Origin of the sequence: Amycolatopsis sp. 195334CR, from assembly GCF_017309385.1 — a bacterium.
Taxonomy (GTDB): domain Bacteria; phylum Actinomycetota; class Actinomycetes; order Mycobacteriales; family Pseudonocardiaceae; genus Amycolatopsis.
Genome location: NZ_JAFJMJ010000003.1, coordinates 1252003 through 1269351, shown reverse-complemented (window position 1 = coordinate 1269351; position 17349 = coordinate 1252003). Strand labels below are relative to the sequence as shown.

Annotated in this window: 19 protein-coding genes; 14 read left to right on the top strand and 5 right to left on the bottom strand. The window is 71.6% G+C overall.

Annotated features, from left to right (window positions below):
• Positions 1 to 14: 14 nt before the first annotated feature.
• A complete protein-coding gene (locus JYK18_RS43105) occupies positions 15 to 482 on the bottom strand; it encodes a roadblock/LC7 domain-containing protein (protein ID WP_307796327.1) in 468 nt (155 codons plus the stop codon).
• Positions 479 to 3757 (bottom strand): nitrate- and nitrite sensing domain-containing protein, encoded by a 3279-nt coding sequence (locus JYK18_RS43100; protein WP_307796326.1) that lies wholly within the window; start codon positions 3755 to 3757, stop codon positions 479 to 481. The genes JYK18_RS43105 and JYK18_RS43100 overlap by 4 nt, the downstream gene beginning before the upstream one ends.
• Before the next feature lie 602 nt (positions 3758 to 4359).
• Between JYK18_RS43100 and JYK18_RS43095 the strand changes: the two genes are divergently transcribed.
• The 7 genes from JYK18_RS43095 to priA are packed head-to-tail and all read left to right on the top strand — an operon-like array spanning position 4360 to position 10350.
• Positions 4360 to 5331, top strand: coding sequence for an ABC transporter substrate-binding protein (locus JYK18_RS43095; protein ID WP_307796325.1), 972 nt, complete (start codon positions 4360 to 4362; stop codon positions 5329 to 5331).
• Positions 5332 to 5340: 9 nt separating this feature from the next.
• Positions 5341 to 6111 carry an ABC transporter permease gene (locus tag JYK18_RS43090; RefSeq protein WP_153030541.1) on the top strand — a complete coding sequence of 257 codons (771 nt, stop codon included), beginning with the start codon at positions 5341 to 5343 and terminating at the stop codon, positions 6109 to 6111.
• Positions 6108 to 6941 carry an ABC transporter permease gene (locus JYK18_RS43085; RefSeq protein ID WP_374195108.1) on the top strand — a complete coding sequence of 278 codons (834 nt, stop codon included), beginning with the start codon at positions 6108 to 6110 and terminating at the stop codon, positions 6939 to 6941. Before JYK18_RS43090 ends, JYK18_RS43085 begins: the two co-directional genes overlap by 4 nt.
• A gap of 14 nt (positions 6942 to 6955) precedes the next feature.
• Positions 6956 to 7804 carry an ABC transporter ATP-binding protein gene (locus tag JYK18_RS43080; RefSeq protein ID WP_206810062.1) on the top strand — a complete coding sequence of 283 codons (849 nt, stop codon included), beginning with the start codon at positions 6956 to 6958 and terminating at the stop codon, positions 7802 to 7804.
• A gap of 29 nt (positions 7805 to 7833) precedes the next feature.
• A complete protein-coding gene (locus JYK18_RS43075; RefSeq protein ID WP_307796324.1) occupies positions 7834 to 8940 on the top strand; it encodes an MFS transporter in 1107 nt (368 codons plus the stop codon).
• A 9-nt stretch (positions 8941 to 8949) separates the two neighbouring features.
• Entirely contained in the window at positions 8950 to 9579 is a 630-nt protein-coding gene (hisH, locus tag JYK18_RS43070; protein WP_307796323.1) for an imidazole glycerol phosphate synthase subunit HisH, read from the top strand.
• A 36-nt stretch (positions 9580 to 9615) separates the two neighbouring features.
• The gene (priA, locus tag JYK18_RS43065) at positions 9616 to 10350 is read left to right on the top strand and encodes a bifunctional 1-(5-phosphoribosyl)-5-((5-phosphoribosylamino)methylideneamino)imidazole-4-carboxamide isomerase/phosphoribosylanthranilate isomerase PriA (protein WP_206809753.1); all 735 of its coding nucleotides are present in this window, start codon (positions 9616 to 9618) and stop codon (positions 10348 to 10350) included.
• A gap of 3 nt (positions 10351 to 10353) precedes the next feature.
• On the opposite strand, the gene JYK18_RS43060 is transcribed toward priA, so the two are convergent.
• Positions 10354 to 10737 (bottom strand): PPOX class F420-dependent oxidoreductase, encoded by a 384-nt coding sequence (locus tag JYK18_RS43060; protein ID WP_206809751.1) that lies wholly within the window; start codon positions 10735 to 10737, stop codon positions 10354 to 10356.
• 19 nt (positions 10738 to 10756) lie between these two features.
• Positions 10757 to 11941, bottom strand: coding sequence for a phytase (locus JYK18_RS43055; RefSeq protein WP_307796322.1), 1185 nt, complete (start codon positions 11939 to 11941; stop codon positions 10757 to 10759).
• Between the two features lie 55 nt (positions 11942 to 11996).
• On the opposite strand from JYK18_RS43055, the gene hisF reads away from it, so the two are divergent.
• Genes hisF through JYK18_RS43030 form a run of 5 tightly spaced genes read left to right on the top strand, consistent with a single transcriptional unit; the run spans position 11997 to position 14423 of the window.
• Positions 11997 to 12758: an imidazole glycerol phosphate synthase subunit HisF gene (gene hisF, locus JYK18_RS43050; protein WP_206809749.1), complete on the top strand. Its 762-nt coding sequence runs from the start codon at positions 11997 to 11999 to the stop codon at positions 12756 to 12758.
• Positions 12755 to 13150, top strand: coding sequence for a hypothetical protein (locus JYK18_RS43045; protein WP_206809748.1), 396 nt, complete (start codon positions 12755 to 12757; stop codon positions 13148 to 13150). Before hisF ends, JYK18_RS43045 begins: the two co-directional genes overlap by 4 nt.
• Entirely contained in the window at positions 13147 to 13476 is a 330-nt protein-coding gene (gene hisI / locus JYK18_RS43040) for a phosphoribosyl-AMP cyclohydrolase (protein WP_206809747.1), read from the top strand. The genes JYK18_RS43045 and hisI overlap by 4 nt, the downstream gene beginning before the upstream one ends.
• Before the next feature lie 52 nt (positions 13477 to 13528).
• On the top strand, positions 13529 to 13882 hold the full coding sequence (locus tag JYK18_RS43035) for a DUF1304 domain-containing protein (RefSeq protein WP_206809746.1): 354 nt from the start codon (positions 13529 to 13531) through the stop codon (positions 13880 to 13882).
• Between the two features lie 4 nt (positions 13883 to 13886).
• Positions 13887 to 14423, top strand: a complete 537-nt coding sequence (locus tag JYK18_RS43030) for a TetR/AcrR family transcriptional regulator (RefSeq protein ID WP_206809745.1) — start codon at positions 13887 to 13889, stop codon at positions 14421 to 14423.
• Here JYK18_RS43030 and JYK18_RS43025 read toward each other — a convergent pair.
• Positions 14420 to 15031, bottom strand: a complete 612-nt coding sequence (locus JYK18_RS43025) for a TetR family transcriptional regulator (RefSeq protein ID WP_206809744.1) — start codon at positions 15029 to 15031, stop codon at positions 14420 to 14422. The genes JYK18_RS43030 and JYK18_RS43025 overlap by 4 nt on opposite strands.
• Before the next feature lie 112 nt (positions 15032 to 15143).
• On the opposite strand from JYK18_RS43025, the gene JYK18_RS43020 reads away from it, so the two are divergent.
• Positions 15144 to 16721 carry an anthranilate synthase component I gene (locus tag JYK18_RS43020; RefSeq protein ID WP_206809743.1) on the top strand — a complete coding sequence of 526 codons (1578 nt, stop codon included), beginning with the start codon at positions 15144 to 15146 and terminating at the stop codon, positions 16719 to 16721.
• 73 nt (positions 16722 to 16794) lie between these two features.
• Positions 16795 to 17304 carry a Trp biosynthesis-associated membrane protein gene (locus JYK18_RS43015; protein ID WP_242584036.1) on the top strand — a complete coding sequence of 170 codons (510 nt, stop codon included), beginning with the start codon at positions 16795 to 16797 and terminating at the stop codon, positions 17302 to 17304.
• Positions 17305 to 17349: the final 45 nt, after the last annotated feature.

The window sequence follows — 17349 nt, the reverse complement described above, 5'->3', positions numbered from 1 at the left end:
CCTCGTTCCGGGTTCTACAGGGAAACGACCGGTTGGGGGCCGTTCGCGCCACGCAACTGGGCGCGCTGGGCCGGGGTCAGCTGCTTGCCGACCCGGTCCACCAGCAGGGTCATCTCGTAGACCACCAGCCCGATGTCGCTGTCCGGCGCACCCAGCACGGCCAGGCAGGAACCGTCGGAGACCGACATCAGGAACATGAAGCCGTTCGCCATCTCCACCACGGTCTGCGCGACCGTGCCGCCCTCGAAGATCTTCGACGCGCCCCGCGCCAGGCTGGTCAGCCCCGACGCGACCGCGGCCAGCTGGTCGGCCTTGTCCTTCGGCAGACCGCGGGAGTGCGCCAGCATCAGCCCGTCCGCGGAAACCACCACCGCGTGCGCGGCACCGGGCACCCGCTTGACGAAATCCGTGATCAACCAGGCGAATCCACCGTTCGCCAGCGTGCTCGGCTGGCTCGTGCCTTCCGGCTGCGCCCCTGTCACTGCCACTCCCTAGTGCCTTGCTCTGTTCTGCTGTTGCCCGCTCCCGGATAGGAGCCCGGCTCGGCCGAGCTCTCCGAGAGCGCGTGCCTGCCGGTGGTGAAACCGCGCTGGAAACTGGCCATCCGGCTGCGGGCCGCGGCCGCCGAGCGGGAGATCGCGCTCGGGCTCGGCTGGCCGACGGAGGTGTCGCGGAAGGCGTCCTGCTCGGGCGCGTTCACCGAACCGGGCACCAGGTACGCGTTCGGCACGCGCTTGGGCAGCCCGGCCTCGGTGACCTCTTCGTTCCGCGTCTCGAGCAGCGCCTGCGCCGCCTGCCAGCCCTGGTCCGAAGCGCTCTGCCAGGTCGAGGCCACCACCGGCCGCGGCTTGGGCGGCGGGCCTTCGGTGTACTCGGGCTGCGGGGTGCTCGTCGGCTGCTCCGGCACCGCCGGGGCCTCCTGGGCCACCTCGGGCTCCGGTTCGGCCTCGGGGTCCGGCGTGCGCTTCGGGAAGCCGGACTGCTCGGGCTCCGCGGGCACGCGCTTCGGCAGGGCGGACGGCTCGGCCTCGGCCGACGGCTCGCGCGACCGGTCGGCTTCCCGCGACCGGTCGGTCTCCGGTGCCGGTCCGGCCAGTTCCGAGGAGGCCGGGGCCGACGACGAAGCCGGGGGACGCTCGTCCAGCTCGTCCTCGACCTCGCTGAACCACCGCGACATCACCGACTGGTAGATCGGCAGGCGGCGGGTCGGCGCGTCCGGGTCGTCGTCGGCGGGCTGCTTGGCCAGTGCCTCGTAGTCGCTGTAGTCGGTGCCCGGCTGGTCCGGTTCCTCGGTCGGGAAGCCGAAGTCCTCCTGCGCCGCCGGCTCGGCGGCCGGTGGTGCCGGTGGTGGTGGCGGGGCGGGCACCTGCCGCACCGGCAGCTGCTGGCTGACCGGGTACGAGGTGGGCAGCGGCGCGTCCGTCGGGCGGCTGGTGAACGCCGCGTTCGGCGAACCGGCGACCAGGTCGTCCAGCGAGATCGGCTGCGCCAGCGGGGTGAGCCCGTTGGTGGCCATCGAGGTCTCGGCCGGGGTGGGCGGCGGCGGGGCCGGCGTCCAGGTCTCGGTCGGCGGTTCGGGCTTCTGCTGCTGGTAGACCGGGGTGATCGGCGGCAGCGAGGACTGCGTCGGCGTCGGCGGGAGCATCGGGGCCTGCGCCGGGATGCGCGGCTGCGAGGGCGGGCCGCCCAGCGACTGCGCGGCCGGGGTGGCCACCAGCAGCTCGGCGGGCACCACGATCCGCGCGATGATGCCGTTGTCGATCTCCTCGTTGTCCCGCAGGCGGACCTCGATGCCGTGCCGCTTGGCCAGCCGCGCGACCACGTACAGGCCCATGCGCCGGGTCACCGAGACGTCGAACGCGGGCGGGTCGGCGAGGCGCTTGTTGGCCTCCTCGATGTCCTCTTCGGACATCCCGACGCCCTTGTCGGTGATCTGGATGGCCAGCGAGCGCTTGCGGGTCACCGCGGCGCGCATGGTCACCCTGGTCTCCGGCTCGGAGAAGTAGGTGGCGTTGTCCAGCAGTTCGGCCAGCAGGTGCACCAGGTCCTGGATGGCGCGGCCCTGCACGGACACCTCGGGCACCTGGCCGACTTCGACGCGGGCGTACTGCTCGATCTCCGAGACCGCGGCACCGATCACCTCGACCGCGGGCACCGGGCGCGACACCGACTTGGTCAGCCCGGCGCCGGAGAGCACCAGCAGGCTTTCACCGTTGCGGCGGAGCCGGGTGGCGAGGTGGTCCAGCTCGAACAGGCTGGCGAGGTGGTCGGGGTCCTGCTCGTCGGCCTCGAGCCGGTCGATCACGCCCAGCTGGCGCTCCACCAGCCGCTGCGACCGCCGCGAGAGGTTGACGAACATGCCGTTGACGTTCTCGCGCAGCAGCGCCTGCTCGGCCGCCAGCTTGACCGCCTGCGCGTGCACCGCGTCGAACGACCGGGCGACTTCACCGATCTCCTCGCGGGTGAGCACCGGCACCGGCTCGACCGCGCGCTTGGCCGCTTCCAGCGGGTTCGGGTTGTCCAGGATGCCCTGGACCGTGGTCGGCAGCTTCGCGTACGCCACGTCCAGTGCGTTCGTCCGCAGCGTGCGCAGCGGGTGCAGCAGCGAGCGGGCGATGATCAGCATCAGCGCGATGGCGAAGAGCAGGGCGAGCAGCACGATGGCGGCGAACTGCCAGAAGGCGACCAGTGCGTCCGAAGCCAGTCCGTCGGCCGCGCTGCGGAGGTCGGCCAGCAGCTGGCCCTCCACCTTGTTCATCCGGTCGACCACGAAGGTTCCGTCGTTGGTCAGCGCGTTGACATCGATGGCCGGCCTGCTCCGCGCGTCGGCGAAGACGAAGGCGGAGGCCTTGATGCGCTCGCGGTCGTCGACCTCGGCACCACTGACGTTGTCGTTGTAGAGCTGCACCTGCTCGGGGTCGGCGGTGGAGCGGAAGGTGTCCAGCGCCGCGCGCGCACTGGCCTGGTAGGCGCGGGTCTGGCTGAGCAGCTCGGCGGGGAAGCCGTCGCGACGGCCGGCGATCTGCAGCGCGGCGTTCTCGCGGGAGACGTACTCCTTGGCCTCGCTCAGCGCCTGCGCGGTGGTGCCCCGCCGCAGCAGGTCGCGGTCGGTGATGCCGGTGTTGACCTCACGGCCGGCCTGGATCAGCTGGTCCAGCACGGCGGTGTAGGCCGAGAGCGCGGACAGGTCGGCGTACGAGGTGTTCCGCACCGCGATGCGCAGCGGGCCGAGCGCGTCGATCCGGTCGAGCGTGCGGGCCATCTGGCTGCCCTCGGCGACCACGTCCGTCTCCAGCGTGCCGGCGAAGGACTTCATGTCGGCGATGGCGCGGTCGGTCTTGATGATCTGCGCGTCCAGCGCGCCCTCGTCCGGCGCCCGGTCCGAAGCGATCTTCGCCACCGCCAGCGTCCGCTCGTTCTGCACCTCGTGCAGCACGGTGGCGCTCTTCGCGGCCAGGTCGAGCTGGTCCACGGTCTGCTGGAACTCGTTGGCGCGGTCCAGTTCCTGCGCGGCCAGCAGGCCACCGAGCGCGAGCGCGGTGACCGTGGGCACGATCATCACCGCGGCCAGCTTGCTCCGCAGCCGCCAGTTGCGCAGCGACCACCGGGAGACCTTGCCCCGCTCGACCGGTGTGGTGTCGAGGGCGTCCGCCGTGGTCGGCTCGACCGGATCGGGCAGCGGCGCCCGCTGGTCCGGCGCCGACCCGCCACCAATGTTTCCCTGGCCGTCTGTGGCCCCGGGGTCTTGGACCCGCACTACGAGCACATCCCTTGTACTTGAGCCAGCAGCTCGCATTGCGGAGTCCAGCTCGAACGGACATTTACCGATTTGTAACGAATGACTTCCGGTGCAGTTCTGTGCAGCCCTCGCCGCCCCGTGTTTCGCGGCGCCCTGGGGAAAGGCTCCGGGTGGACTTCCGTCCGCACGGCCATCCGGTCGCTCGCTCCTCACATGTCCGGGTCGGCGTGACCTGTATTGACCTGAGCTGCCTGCACTGCGATGCAGAAGGTAGCGAATACGCTGCGAAGATGTAACCCTTCCGGGGGCGTCCTCGGCTCGGACAACTATGGCATGCCGTGTCCGACCGACTCGTCTGAGTGTCCCCTTCGCGGGAAACCTGTCGCCTGGTCAGGTGAGCCAGCCCGCAGGCAGGTGGTGATGTCGGCACCGATTGTGACGACATCGGGTGATCTCTTACAGTGTCCCGTGCGGACGCACCGCGGTCTCGGGGCGGGCTTCGGTTGTCGCGCGCTATCGCCTGGTCGCACCCCAGGCGCACCTACTCTTCACACCAGGAGTTGGCCTTGCTACGTACCGGCAACAGTTTCCGGCGCCCCGCGCGCCGTACCCGGGTGGGCGTGCTGCTCAGCAGCCTCGTCCTGCTCGCCTCGACCAGCGGCTGCGGGCTGCTCGGCGGCGACGAAGGCGGCACCGCCGCCGAGGGCAACGCGCAGGTGGAGAAGGCGAAGATCAAGGTGTCGGTGATGCCGCTGATCGACGTCGCGCCCTTCCACCTCGCGAACAAGAAGGGGTACTTCAAGGAAGAGGGCCTGGAGGTCGAGACGGTCAACTCGCCCAGCGGCCAGGCCGGGCTGACCAAGCTGATCGCCGGTGACGTCGACATCAGCTACGGCGGTGACATCCCGTTCGTGATGGCCAACGCCACCGGCAGCGCGGACATCAAGTTCGTCGCCGAGTCCTCCTCGGGCAAGCCGAACACCATGATGATCCTCACGGTGCCGACCTCGCCGGTGAAGAACGTGCAGGACCTGGCGGGCAAGAAGATCGCGATCAACGGCGAGAAGGGTGTGTCCGACACCCTGACCAAGTCCGTGATGAAGGCCAACAACGTCGACTTCAGCAAGGTCACCTGGGTGACCCTGCCGTTCCCGGAGATCTCGGGCGCGATCGCCCGCGGTGACGTGGACGCCGGCTTCCTGGTCGAGCCGTTCATCACCCAGGCCAGCAAGAGCGTGGGCACGGTGCCGGTGGTCGACGCTTCGTCCGGCCCGACGCAGGACTTCCCGATCTCGGCCTACGGCGCCACCGCGAAGTTCGTCAACGAGAACCCGAAGACCGTCGAGGCCTTCCAGCGCGCGATGGCCAAGGCCACCAAGGAGGCCGAGGCCGACCGCAAGATCGTCGAGCCGCTGCTGGTCGAGTTCGCCAAGATCGACGCCGACACCGCGGCGCTCGCCTCGCTGACCAAGTTCGAGTCCAAACTGGACCCGGCGCGGCTGCAGCGGGTGCCCGACCTGATGCTGGAGTTCGGCATCATCACGCAGAAGATCGACGCGGCGGGCATGATCGCGAAGCAGCCGCAGGACTGATCTGCCCCCGTGCCTCGTCTGCTGCGAAACCTGATCGGTCTGGCCGGCTTCTTCCTGCTCTGGGAGGGAGCCGTCCAGACCGGACTGGTGCGGCGGGAGTTCATCCCGCCGCCCTCGGTCGTCCTGTCCAGCCTCGCCGGCCTGCTCGGCGACGTCTCCTTCCTGCGCGACGTGATCGCCACCATGCTCGCCTGGCTGATCGCGCTGGGCATCGCCGTGGTGGTGGCGATCCCGGCCGGCCTGCTGCTCGGCAGCATCCCGCCGCTGCAGGTGGCCACCCGCGCGATCGTGGAGTTCCTCCGCCCGATCCCGCCGGTGGCGCTGATCCCGCTGGTGATCCTGATCGTCGGCGGCGGCCCCGAGGCGAAGATCACCCTCGCGGTGTACGCCTCGGTGTGGCCCATCCTGTTCAACACCGTCTACGCGATGGCCGAGATCGACCCGGTGCTCACCGAGACCGCGCGGTCGTTCGGCACCTCGAAGTCGCGCATGCTCACCTCGGTGGCGCTGCCGCACGCGGCGCCGTTCGTGTTCACCGGCATCCGGATGTCGGCGGCGATCGCGCTGATCGTGATCGTCAGCACCGAGTTCGTCGCCGGGGCCAGCCGCGGCATCGGCAACTTCGTGCTGGAGGCCAGTGAGGGCGGCGGCCGCCGCGACCTGGTGCTGGCCGGCACGGTGGTGGCCGGGATCATCGGCTACCTGATCAACGAGGGCCTGGAGCGGTCCGGGCGCAGGCTGTTCGCCTGGAGCGAGGTCCGCACGGAGGTGGCCAAGTGACCGCGACCCTGCCCGAGCGCAAGGCGAACGGCGGACTGCGCGGGCGCACCAGGGCCGGCGTGTCCGGGTTCCTGCGCAACTGGCTGCTGTTCATCGGCCTGGTGGTGCTCTGGGAACTGGTCACCCGGCTGGCCCAGGACAAGTTCTTCCCGCCGCCCACCGAGATCATCCGGGCCGCCGGGCAGCTGTGGTTCAGCGAGAACTTCGCCGACCACATCCTGCCCAGCGTCGGCCGGATGCTCGGCGGCTGGCTGATCGCGGTGGTGCTCGGCGTCGGCCTCGGCGTCGCGCTCGGCCGCACCCGCACCGGGATGGACTACGCCGGGCCGCTGTTCTCCTTCGGCCGGTCCATCCCGCCGCCCACCCTGGCGCCGGTGTTCCTGGTGCTGTTCGGCATCGGGCCGGGCATGCAGCTGGCCACCATCATCTTCGGCGCGTTGTTCCCGATTCTGCTCAACACCGTGGACGGGGTCCGCTCGGTGGACGCGGTCAAGGTGGACACCGCGCGCTCGTTCCGCAGCCCGCGGCGGTACTGGCTGCTGCTGGTGGTGCTGCCCGCCGCCTCGCCGAAGATCTTCGCCGGGTTGCGGCTGAGCCTGTCCATCTCGATGATCCTGATGGTGGTCTCGGAGCTGATCGGTGCCTTCGACGGCATCGGCTACGCGCTGAACTCCTCGCGTCAGATCTTCGACTTCCCCGGCATGTGGGCGTGGATCGTGCTGCTCGGCATCCTCGGTTACGGGTTCAACACCGCCCTGCTCGCCGTGGAGCGCCGGGTGCTGCGCTGGCAGCCCTCGCGTGCCCAGCAAGACGCCAATCTCGGAGGATGAGTCCTGTGCCAACCATGCTCGACGTCGCCGGCCTCAGCCACCGATACGGTAACGGCGACAAGGTCCACACCGTGGTCGACGACCTGCGGTTCACCGTGGAAGCGGGGGAGCTGGCCTGCATCGTCGGCCCGTCCGGCTGCGGCAAGTCCACCCTGCTGCGCTGCGTGGCCGGGCTGATCAAGCCGTCGGCCGGTGAGGTCCGGCTGCACGGCGACCTGATCGACGGCGTGCCCGACGACCTGGCCGTGGTGTTCCAGGACTACAGCCGCTCGCTGTTCCCGTGGCTGAGCGTGCGGGCGAACGTGGAGTTCCCGCTGCGCTGGCGCGGGCTGAGCAAGGCCGAGCGGCAGCGGCGGGCCGACGAGGCGCTGGCCTCGGTCAACCTGCCCGACATCGGCGGCAAGTACCCCTCGCAGCTCTCCGGCGGCATGCAGCAGCGGGTGTCCATCGCCAGGGCGCTGGCCTCGGAGCCGGCGCTGCTGCTGATGGACGAGCCGTTCGCCTCGGTGGACGCGCAGACCCGGTTCGAGCTGGAGGACCTGCTGCGGACCGTGCAGCGCGAGCGCGGCAGCACGGTGCTGCTGGTCACCCACGACATCGACGAGAGCGTGTACCTCAGCGACCGGGTGCTGGTGCTGTCGAAGTCGCCGGCGAAGATCGTCGCCGACCTGAAGGTGGGCCTGCCCGCCGAACGCGACCAGATCACCACGCGCGAGTCGGCGGAGTTCGTCTCGCTGCGCGGTGAGGTGGCGCGGCTGCTGCACGGCGGCCAGCCGGACGCCGAGCGCCTCGCGGCCGCCGACCTGGCCGAGGCCGACGCGGCCGAGCGACTGGCCGGCACGCGGTCGAAGGAAACTCTCTGAGTCCCCTTCGCCACCGCGATTTCCGCCTGGTGCTGCTGAGCACCGCCCTGCTGTTCACCGGGTACGCCCTGCTGCTCTCGGTGGTCCCGCTGTGGGTGGTGCGCCAGGGCGCCGGCGAGTTCGCCGCGGGTGCGGCGACCGGGGTGTTCATGGGAGCCACGGTCGCCGCCCAGACCGTGGTGCCCGCGCTGGCCGCGCGGTTCGGCTACCGGCTGGTGACCGCGGCGGGCGGGTTGCTGCTCGGCCTGCCCGCGCCCCTGCTGGTGCTGACCACGGACTGGCCGGGGGTGCTCGCCGTCTCGCTGGTGCGCGGCCTCGGGTTCGGGCTCGTCTCGGTGTGCGGCAGCGCGCTGATCGGCGAACTGCTGCCCGCGTCCTCGGCCGCCCGCGGGTCCGGCTGGTACGGCCTGGCCACCGGGTTGCCGCAACTGCTCGGCCTGGCCGCGGGCACCTGGGCGGCCGGGACCTGGGGCTTCACCGAGGTGTTCCTGGTGGCCACCGCGCTGCCGCTGGCCGGGGTCCTGCCGCTGCTGTCGCTGCCGAAGCTGCTGCCCGGCGACAGCGGCCCGGCGGTGCGCTGGCGAGCGGTCACCACCCGGACCTGGCGGCCGGGGCTGGTGATGTTCAGCGGTGCGGTCGGCCTCGGTGCGATGGCCACCTTCGTCCCGCTGGTGCTGAACGGGCCGCCCGCCGCGGTCTCGGCGACCTTGTTCGTGGTCACCGGCGCGGCCCTGCTCGGCCGGTGGTCGGCGGGCCTGTTCGCGCACCGGGTGAGCGGGTCCGGCGGCATGCTCGGCGTGGCCACCGTGGTGCTCGGGCTCGGCATGGCGGTGTTCGCGGTGACCGCCCCGATCGGCGGGCCGTTGGCGCTGACCGCGGCGATCGCCGGGGGCGCGGTGTTCGGTGCCGGGTTCGGCGTGGTGCAGAACGACGCGCTGGTGGTGATGTTCGCCCGGGTCCCGCCGGGGGCGGCCGGGGTGGTGTGGAACCTCGCCTTCGACGCCGGGCAGGGCGCGGGCGCGGTGCTGGTGGGTGCGCTGCTCGCCGGGCTCGGGCCGTCCGGTGGGTTCGGGGTGCTGGCCGGGTTCGCGCTGGTGTTGTTGCCCGTCGCCAGGGCGGCCCGCGTCACCGGCTAGCCTGGTGGGGTGCCTCGTGTCGTGATCCTGGACTACGGTTCGGGCAACCTCCGGTCCGCCGAACGCGCCGTGCGGCGCGTCGGGGCCGATGTCGAAGTGACCGCCGACGCCGAAGCGGCCCTGGCCGCCGACGGCCTGGTGGTGCCGGGCGTCGGTGCGTACTCCGCGTGCATGGCCGGGCTGCGCGAGGTCCATGGTGAGCGGATCATCGGCAAGCGGCTCGCCGGTGGCCGCCCGGTGCTGGGCATCTGCGTCGGCATGCAGATCCTGTTCGAGCGCGGGGTCGAGCACGGCGAGGAGACCGAGGGCGCGGGGGAGTGGCCCGGCACGGTCGACCAGCTGACCGCGCCCGTGCTGCCGCACATGGGCTGGAACACGGTGAGCGCGCCCGCGGAGTCGCGGTTGTTCGCCGGGCTGGACGCGGACACCCGGTTCTACTTCGTGCACTCGTACGCGGCGCGGTCGTGGGAGCTGGACTCCGGCCTGGCCGGGCAGCAGCCGCTGGTCACCTGGTCCCACCACGGTGAGGCCTTCGTCGCCGCGGTCGAGAACGGCGCGCTGTCGGCCACCCAGTTCCACCCCGAGAAGTCGGGGGACGCGGGGGCCACCCTGCTGAAGAACTGGCTCGGCACCCTCTGACCCGGCGGCCGGGCTCCCGGGTTCTATAGTTGCCGCGTGACTTTCCAGCTCCTTCCCGCTGTTGACGTCGCCGATGGCCAGGCCGTGCGCCTGGTGCAGGGCGAGGCCGGTACCGAGACCTCCTACGGTGATCCGCTCGAGGCCGCGCTGGCCTGGCAGCGGGACGGTGCCGAGTGGGTGCACCTGGTCGACCTGGACGCCGCCTTCGGCAAGGGCTCCAACCGCGAGCTGCTCGCCCGCGTGGTCGGCGAACTGGACGTTCAAGTCGAGCTCTCCGGCGGCATCCGCGACGACGCCTCCCTGGAGGCCGCGCTGGCCACCGGCTGCCGCCGGGTGAACCTCGGCACCGCGGCGCTGGAGGACCCGGAGTGGACCGCCAAGGTGGTCGCCACGTACGGCGACCGCGTGGCCATCGGGCTGGACGTGCGCATCACCGAGGCGGGCCACCGGCTCGCCGCGCGCGGCTGGACCAAGGACGGCGGCGACTTCTGGGAGGTGCTCGAGCGCCTCGACCGCGACGGCGCGCAGCGCTACGTGGTCACCGACGTGAGCAAGGACGGCATGCTCACCGGGCCGAACGTGGACCTGCTGCGCGAGGTCACCGCCCGCACCGACGCCGCGGTGATCGCCTCCGGCGGAGTGTCCAGTTTGGACGATCTGCGGGCGCTGGCCGAGCTGGAGCGCGACGGGGTGGAGGGCGCGATCGTCGGCAAGGCGCTCTACGCCGGGGCGTTCACCCTGCCCGACGCGCTGGCCGCGGTGCGTTCCTGAACCTCACTCGTCCAGCGTGATGGCGATGCCGATGGTGCGCTGACGCCCGCGCAGCCTGCTGAAGAACATGGTCACCCGGCCGACGATGCCGTAGGTGCGTGCGATCGCGCTGCGCACCTGCTCGGTCTCGTCGTCGTCGAGCAGGCGGGCCTTGCCGGACACCTTGTCGCCGTGGGTCTTCTTGCCACCGAAGTCGCTGGCCTGGACGGCCACCCTCGGGTCGTTGCGCAGCCGCTTGACCTTGCCCGCGGTGCGCTCGCTCCACAGCACCAGTTCGCCGTCGTGGCGCGCGATCCAGACCGGGGTGGGCACCGGCGTGCCGTTCTTGCGGAAGGTGGTGACCACCACGTACTTCTCCGCGGCCAGTCGTTCCAGCTCGGATGCCATGGTGGTCACCGTACCCGCCTCACCGCCGCAGGTAGACGAATCCCGTGGTCGGGCCACCCTGCTCCGGGCGCCGCTCGCCGTCGTGCAGGACGAGCAGGCCGCGCGGGAAGTCCGGGCCGAGCGGCGTGGTGGTGATGGCGGCGCCGTCGGAGTGCTCGACCGAATCGGTCCGCGCGGTGGCGCCCACGGTGAACTCGGACAGCGGCTTGTTGCCGCCCGTGCGGTCGTAGACGACGAAGCGCGAGTCGCCCTGGCTGGAGGCGTAGAGCTGCCCGGTGCCGTGCGGTCCTTCGGCGATCGTCAGCCCCTCGGCGTCGGCGGTCAGCCGGGTGCCGCCGAACCCGGGGTCGGGACCGTCGGGCACGCATTCCTCGGTTTCCTCGTCGTAGCGCGCCGGAGCGCCGAAGGAACGGACCTTGTCCAGCAGTTCGGGTGCCCCGCCGAGCGGGATGCGCCAGATGCCGACGTCCTCCTGCGCCGCGTAGAGCACGTGGTGCGCGGGGTCCAGTGCCATGCCCTCGACCTGCGGGCGCTCACCCGGTTCGGCGCAGGGCGTCCAGGTGGTGCCGTCCGGCAGCGGGAACTCCGCCGGTAGGTCCACTGTGGTCAGTGGCGCGGTGCCCACCCGGCCGCCCGGCAGGTCGACCAGCCGGAGCAGCGCGACGCGCGTCTCGTGCCGCCTGCTCACCGCGACCACGCGCTGCCCGCCGACCTTCGCCGCGCTCAGCCCGTATGCCGTGCGTTGTTCGTCCACTTCGGACTCGTCGGCGGAGAAGACCGGTGGTGCGGCGGGATCGGTGACGTCGGTGAGCTGCCGGTCCTGGCCGATCCGGTAGACCCGGATCCGGTCGCGGCCGCGGTCGCTGACCACCGCGAGGTCGTCGACCACGTCGACGTTGTTGAACCGGCCGGGCGCGGCGTCCGGCGTCGGCGGCGGGGGAGCGGGCAGCACGGCCAGCTCGCGTCCACGCAGGTCGAAGGTGGCGAGCCCGCCTTCCTTGAGCGTGCCGAGCACGAGGCTGCGGGCCGGGTTCGCGCGGTTGACCCAGATCGCCGGGTCGTCGGCGTCGGCGTTGGCCGGGCTGGCCGCGGGGTCGTCGACGTAGGCTCTGGTCTGCGACACCGGCCGGGGGAGCGGGCTCGCCTGCGCGGGCGCCGCACCGAGGAGGAGGGGGACGATGAGGACGAGCGGTGTGATGCGCACGGACGGACGTTAGGCTCGCGGGGTAACCGATGGGTGAACACGTACCCTGAGCGCCATGTCCGTAGCGGTGAGGGTGATCCCGTGTCTCGACGTGGACGCGGGACGGGTGGTCAAGGGTGTCAACTTCGCGGACCTCCGCGACGCCGGGGATCCGGTCGAGCTCGCGCGCCGGTACGACGCCGAGGGCGCCGACGAGCTGACCTTCCTCGACGTGACCGCCTCCTCCGGGGACCGGGAGACCACCTTCGACGTGGTGCGCCGGACGGCCGAGCAGGTGTTCATCCCGCTCACCGTCGGCGGCGGCGTGCGGACGAACGACGACGTGAACAAGCTGCTGCGGTCCGGGGCGGACAAGGTGAGCATCAACACCGCCGCCATCTCGCGACCCGAGTTCCTGCACGAGGCCTCGCGCCGGTTCGGCTCGCAGTGCGTGGTGCTCTCGGTGGACGCTCGCCGCACGCCGGAGACCGAGTCCGGGTTCGAGGTGACCACGCACGGTGGCCGCAAGGGCACCGGCATCGACGCGGTGGAGTGGGCGGCCAGGGGCGAGGAGCTGGGCGTCGGCGAGATCCTGCTCAACTCGATGGACGCCGACGGCACCAAGGCCGGGTTCGACCTGGAGCTGATCGGGCTGGTGCGCAAGGCGGTGCGGGTGCCGGTGATCGCCAGCGGCGGGGCCGGTGCGCTGGAGCACTTCCTGCCCGCGGTGGAAACCGGGGCGGACGCGGTGCTCGCGGCCAGCGTGTTCCACTTCGGACAGTTCACCATCGGCGCGGTCAAGGACGTGCTGCGCGCGGGCGGGGTGGTGGTCCGATGAACCGCTGGACCGCGCCGCTCGAGGTGAAGGTGATCACCGGCCTGCTGGTCGGCATCGCACTGGTGCACATCCTGATCTCGCTGATCCTGCTGTCCGCACCCGGGTCCACGGTCCGGGTGCTGTTTGTGCCGGTGACCGCGCTGGTGCTCGGCGCGATCGTGGCCGGCGGCCTCGCGGTGCCCGGCCGGTTCCCGCGGTTTTCGCAGTTCTCGCGGTACATCGGGTACGCGGTGATCGCCATCATGGCGCTGCAGCACGCGTTCGGCATGCTGGCGGGCACGCTGTGGTGGCTGCGGATCTTCTTCGGGCTCGCCGCGGCGGGCTACATCTACGCCGGGGTGCTGCTGAGCAGCCGCCCGGTGCTGCGGCACGTGGGGAGTGCGAAGGCGTGAACCTGGCCGAACGCATCAAGTTCAACGCCGACGGGCTGGTCTGCGCGGTGGTCGTCGACCACGAGAGCAACGACGTGCTGATGGTCGCCTGGATGAACGAAGAGGCGCTGGAGCTGACGCTGACCACCCGGCGCGGCACGTACTTCTCCCGCAGCCGCGGGAAGTTGTGGATCAAGGGCGAGACCTCGGGGCACGTGCAGCACGTCCAGGAGGTCCGGCACGACTGCGACGCCGACACCCTGCTCGTGCGCGTGGTCCAGGAGGGGCCCGCGTGCCACACCGGCACCCGCAGCTGCTTCGACACGGAGGCGCGCCGACTGCTCTGACCAGTGCTAATGTACAGGTGTTCAGAAAGCCTGTGCGAAAGGCGGCGCGGTCATGCGGGTGGTGGCGGAGGTACTGGTCGGCCTGGTGGCCCTGCTCCACGTCTACATCCTGGTGCTGGAGATGTTCCTCTGGAAGACCCCGCGCGGGCGGAAGGCGTTCGGGCTGACCGAGGAGTTCGCCGAGCAGACCGCGGCGCTGGCGGCGAACCAGGGGCTGTACAACGGTTTCCTGGCCGCGGCACTGGCGTGGGGCCTGCTCGGCGGCGGCTTCCAGTTCCAGGTGTACGGCCTGGTCTGCGTGATCGTGGCGGGGATCTACGGGGCGCTCACGGCCAGCCGCCGGATCCTGTTCGTGCAGGTGGTGCCCGGGACGCTGGCGCTGGTGGCGGTGCTCGTCGCAAGCTGAGGTGGTGCCTCCCGATCCCCGTGCCGCCCGTACCCGTGCCCGATTGCGCGCCGCGCTGTTCGACGCCTGTGCGGACCGGCCGCTCGGCGAGGTGAGCGTGGCGCGGGTGACCCGGCTCGCGCGTGTCTCGCGGGGCACGTTCTACCTGCACTACGAGGACCTGTCGGCGCTCGCCGTGGACGCCTGCGCGGAACTGCTGCGGGAGGCGGTCGACGCGCTGCACGCCTCGGCCGACCCGCCCGCGGTGCTGGCCGGGCTGCTCGGCTCGGTGTCCGAACGCGGTGAGGTCTACCGGAGCCTGATCGGCCCGGGCGGCGGTGGCCCGCTGGGCGAGGCCCTGCACGGCGAACTACGGGACCGGGCACTCGCCGAACGCCGTCAACGCGGTGAGGTGCCGGGGGACGAGGCCATCGCGAGCGCCGTCGCGGCCACCTTCACCGGCGTGCTCGGCGGCCGCCTGCACGGCCTGGTCCCCGGCACCGACGCCGAGGTGGCCACGCGGATCTGGACCATGGTGACCGCCCTGCACCGCTCGGCCTAGCCGTGGCCGATGTCGCCGGTCAGGTAGCGCTGCAGGGTCGGCGCCACCGCGGCGACGATCTCCTCGCGGTCCGCCGACACCATCGGCTCGAACTTCGCCACGTACCGGACCATGCCCATGCCGACCACCTGCGCCGCGCACAGCGAAGCCCGGAACGGCAGCCGGTCGACGCTGACGCGGTCGGCGAGCCGGGTGAAGATGTTCTCCAGGAACAACGTCCGCAACGCCGTGGCGACCTGCTCGTGCCCGGCCACGCTCCGGATCAGCGCGGCGAAGGCGCCCCCGCCGCTCTCGTCCCAGCGGGTGAGGAACGTCCGCACGATCCGCTCGCCCAGTTCCTCCACCGGCCCCTGCTCGAAGACCTGGCCGAACAACTGCACCGGGTCGAACGGCAACTGCAGCACGGCCTGGGCGAACAGCCCCTGCTTGCCGCCGAACCAGTGGTTCACCATGGCCGCGTCGACCCCGGCGCGCTGGGCGATCGCGCGCACGGTCGCACCCTCGTACCCGAGTTCGCCGAACAGCTCGCGGGCGGCGGTCAGCATCGCTTCGCGGGTGTCCTCGCCGGCCGGGCGGCGGCCCCGGCGCTTCGCGGACGCCTCCGTCATGACGCCACCCGTCCTTCCACTCAGCAATAGTTCAACGTTCAATGAATTGTACACGCCGGTGTACCCGCACCTCCGCCCACGCGCACCCGCACCCGGCGGCACAATGTGGCGCATGGTCAGCTCCCGCACCGACACCGCCGCCTCCTCCGTCGCCACCGGCCTCGGCGAGGTCAGCCCCACCAGGGAGGAGTTCCGCGCGCTCGCCGAGTCGCGCCGGGTCATCCCGGTGGTCCGCCGCCTGCTCGCCGACGGGGAGACCCCGGTCGGCGTCTACCGCAAGCTGGCCGCCGACCGGCCGGGCACCTTCCTGTTCGAGTCGGCGGAGAACGGCGCCTCCTGGTCGCGCTGGTCGTTCGTCGGGGTGAACAGCCCGGCCGCGCTGACCGTGCGCGATGGCGAGGCCGTGTGGACCGGCACGCCCCCGGTCGGCCTGCCCGCCGACGGCGACCCGCTGACCGTGCTGCGCGCCACGCTCGAAGCACTGCACACCGAACCGCTGCCCGGCCTGCCCCCGCTGACCGGCGGCCTGGTCGGCTACATCGGCTACGACGCGGTCCGCTGGCTGGAGAAGCTGCCGGAGCTGGCCGAGCGCGACCTCGACATCCCCGAGCTGACCATGCTGCTGGCCACCGACCTCGCCGCGCTCGACCACCACGAGGGCACGGTGACGCTGATCGCGAACGCGGTCAACTGGGACGACTCCGGCGAGCGGGTGGACGCCGCCTACGACGACGCGCTTGCCCGGCTCCAGGCGATGACCGAGCAGCTCGCGGTGCACGCCCCGGCCACCAACGCGGTGTTCGACCGGCCCGCCCCGCAGTTCACCCGCCGCCGCAGCAAGGCGGACTTCCACCAGGCAGTGGAGAAGGCGGTCGAGGCGATCCGCGCCGGCGAGGCCTTCCAGATCGTGCCCTCGCAGCGGTTCGAGATCGAGACCGGCGCCGACGCGCTCGACATCTACCGCGTGCTGCGCACCTCGAACCCCAGCCCGTACATGTACCTGCTGCGGATGGAGGGTTTCGACATCGTCGGGTCCAGCCCCGAGTCGCTGGTCACCGTGCGCGACGGCCGGGCTACCACTCACCCGATCGCGGGCACCCGGTGGCGTGGGGCCGATCCGGAGGAGGACGCGCAGCTGGCCAAGGACCTGCTCGCCGACGAGAAGGAGCGCGCCGAGCACCTGATGCTGGTCGACCTCGGCCGCAACGACCTGGGCAAGGTGTGCAAGGCGGGCACCGTGCGCGTGGTCGACTTCTTCACCATCGAGCGCTACAGCCACGTGATGCACATCGTCTCCACCGTCACCGGTGAGCTGGCCGACGGCAAGACCGCCTTCGACGCGGTCACCGCCTGCTTCCCGGCGGGCACGCTGTCCGGTGCGCCGAAGGTGCGCGCGATGGAGCTGATCGAGGAATTGGAGCCCACCCGGCGCGCGTTGTACGGGGGTGTGGTCGGCTACCTGGACTTCGCCGGTGACGCGGACACCGCCATCGCCATCCGCACCGCGCTGGTGCGCGACGGGGTGGCGCACGTGCAGGCCGGTGGGGGCGTGGTGGCAGACTCGGATCCCGGCTACGAGGACAACGAGTCGCTGAACAAGGCCCGGACCGTGCTGTCGGCGGTGGCCGCCGCGCAAACGCTGGCACCGGCCGGGGTGATCGAGGAAGCGAGTGACCCCGCAGGTGTCTGACCCCGCCCCGGCTTCCCGCTGGACGCACGCCCAGCGGAAACCTGGATCTGCCGACGCCTGCGAAGGACTTCCGATGGCAACCACTAAGCGTCCTTTGTGGATGATCGTGCTGCTGCTCGGGCTGGGTGCCCTGGCGCTGTGGGGGTCGTCCATGCTGACCTGGCTCGAACGCCCCCGCTCGGACCTGCCCGGCGTGCCGCCGCAGGTGGTGACCGGGGCCGATCACCTGCCCGCGCTGGTTCCGCTGGCGGTGCTGGTGGCCGCCGGGATCGCGGGCATGGTGGCCACCTCGGGCTGGGCCCGCCGGGTGGTGGCGCTGGTGCTGGCCGCCACCGGGCTGGCCGCCTGCCTGGTCGTGCTGCTGAACCTGGCCGGTGACATGCGCGTCACCGGCTGGGGGCTGGCCCTGCTCGGCGGCCTCCTGGTGCTCGCCGGTGGCGGGCTGGGCGTGCGCGAGGCAGGACGCCTGCCGCGGCTGGGCGCCAAGTACTCCGCACCGGGCGGGAAACGTCCCGCGCGCGACGCCGATACAGAGCTCTGGGACGCGCTGTCCGAAGGCGAAGATCCCACGACCGGTCGATGAGGGTTGACAAACCGACGATGGACCCGGGACCGGTCGGTCAAACTG

What these genes read in the sequence shown, in the direction of transcription:
- JYK18_RS43080 (WP_206810062.1), top strand. Translation starts at nt 6,956, where the DNA reads ATGCTCGACGTCGCCGGCCTCAGCCACCGATACGGTAACGGCGACAAG.
- JYK18_RS43060 (WP_206809751.1), bottom strand. Translation starts at nt 10,737, where the DNA reads ATGGCATCCGAGCTGGAACGACTGGCCGCGGAGAAGTACGTGGTGGTC.
- hisF (WP_206809749.1), top strand. Translation starts at nt 11,997, where the DNA reads ATGTCCGTAGCGGTGAGGGTGATCCCGTGTCTCGACGTGGACGCGGGA.
- JYK18_RS43045 (WP_206809748.1), top strand. Translation starts at nt 12,755, where the DNA reads ATGAACCGCTGGACCGCGCCGCTCGAGGTGAAGGTGATCACCGGCCTG.
- JYK18_RS43035 (WP_206809746.1), top strand. Translation starts at nt 13,529, where the DNA reads ATGCGGGTGGTGGCGGAGGTACTGGTCGGCCTGGTGGCCCTGCTCCAC.
- JYK18_RS43025 (WP_206809744.1), bottom strand. Translation starts at nt 15,031, where the DNA reads ATGACGGAGGCGTCCGCGAAGCGCCGGGGCCGCCGCCCGGCCGGCGAG.
- JYK18_RS43020 (WP_206809743.1), top strand. Translation starts at nt 15,144, where the DNA reads ATGGTCAGCTCCCGCACCGACACCGCCGCCTCCTCCGTCGCCACCGGC.
- JYK18_RS43015 (WP_242584036.1), top strand. Translation starts at nt 16,795, where the DNA reads ATGGCAACCACTAAGCGTCCTTTGTGGATGATCGTGCTGCTGCTCGGG.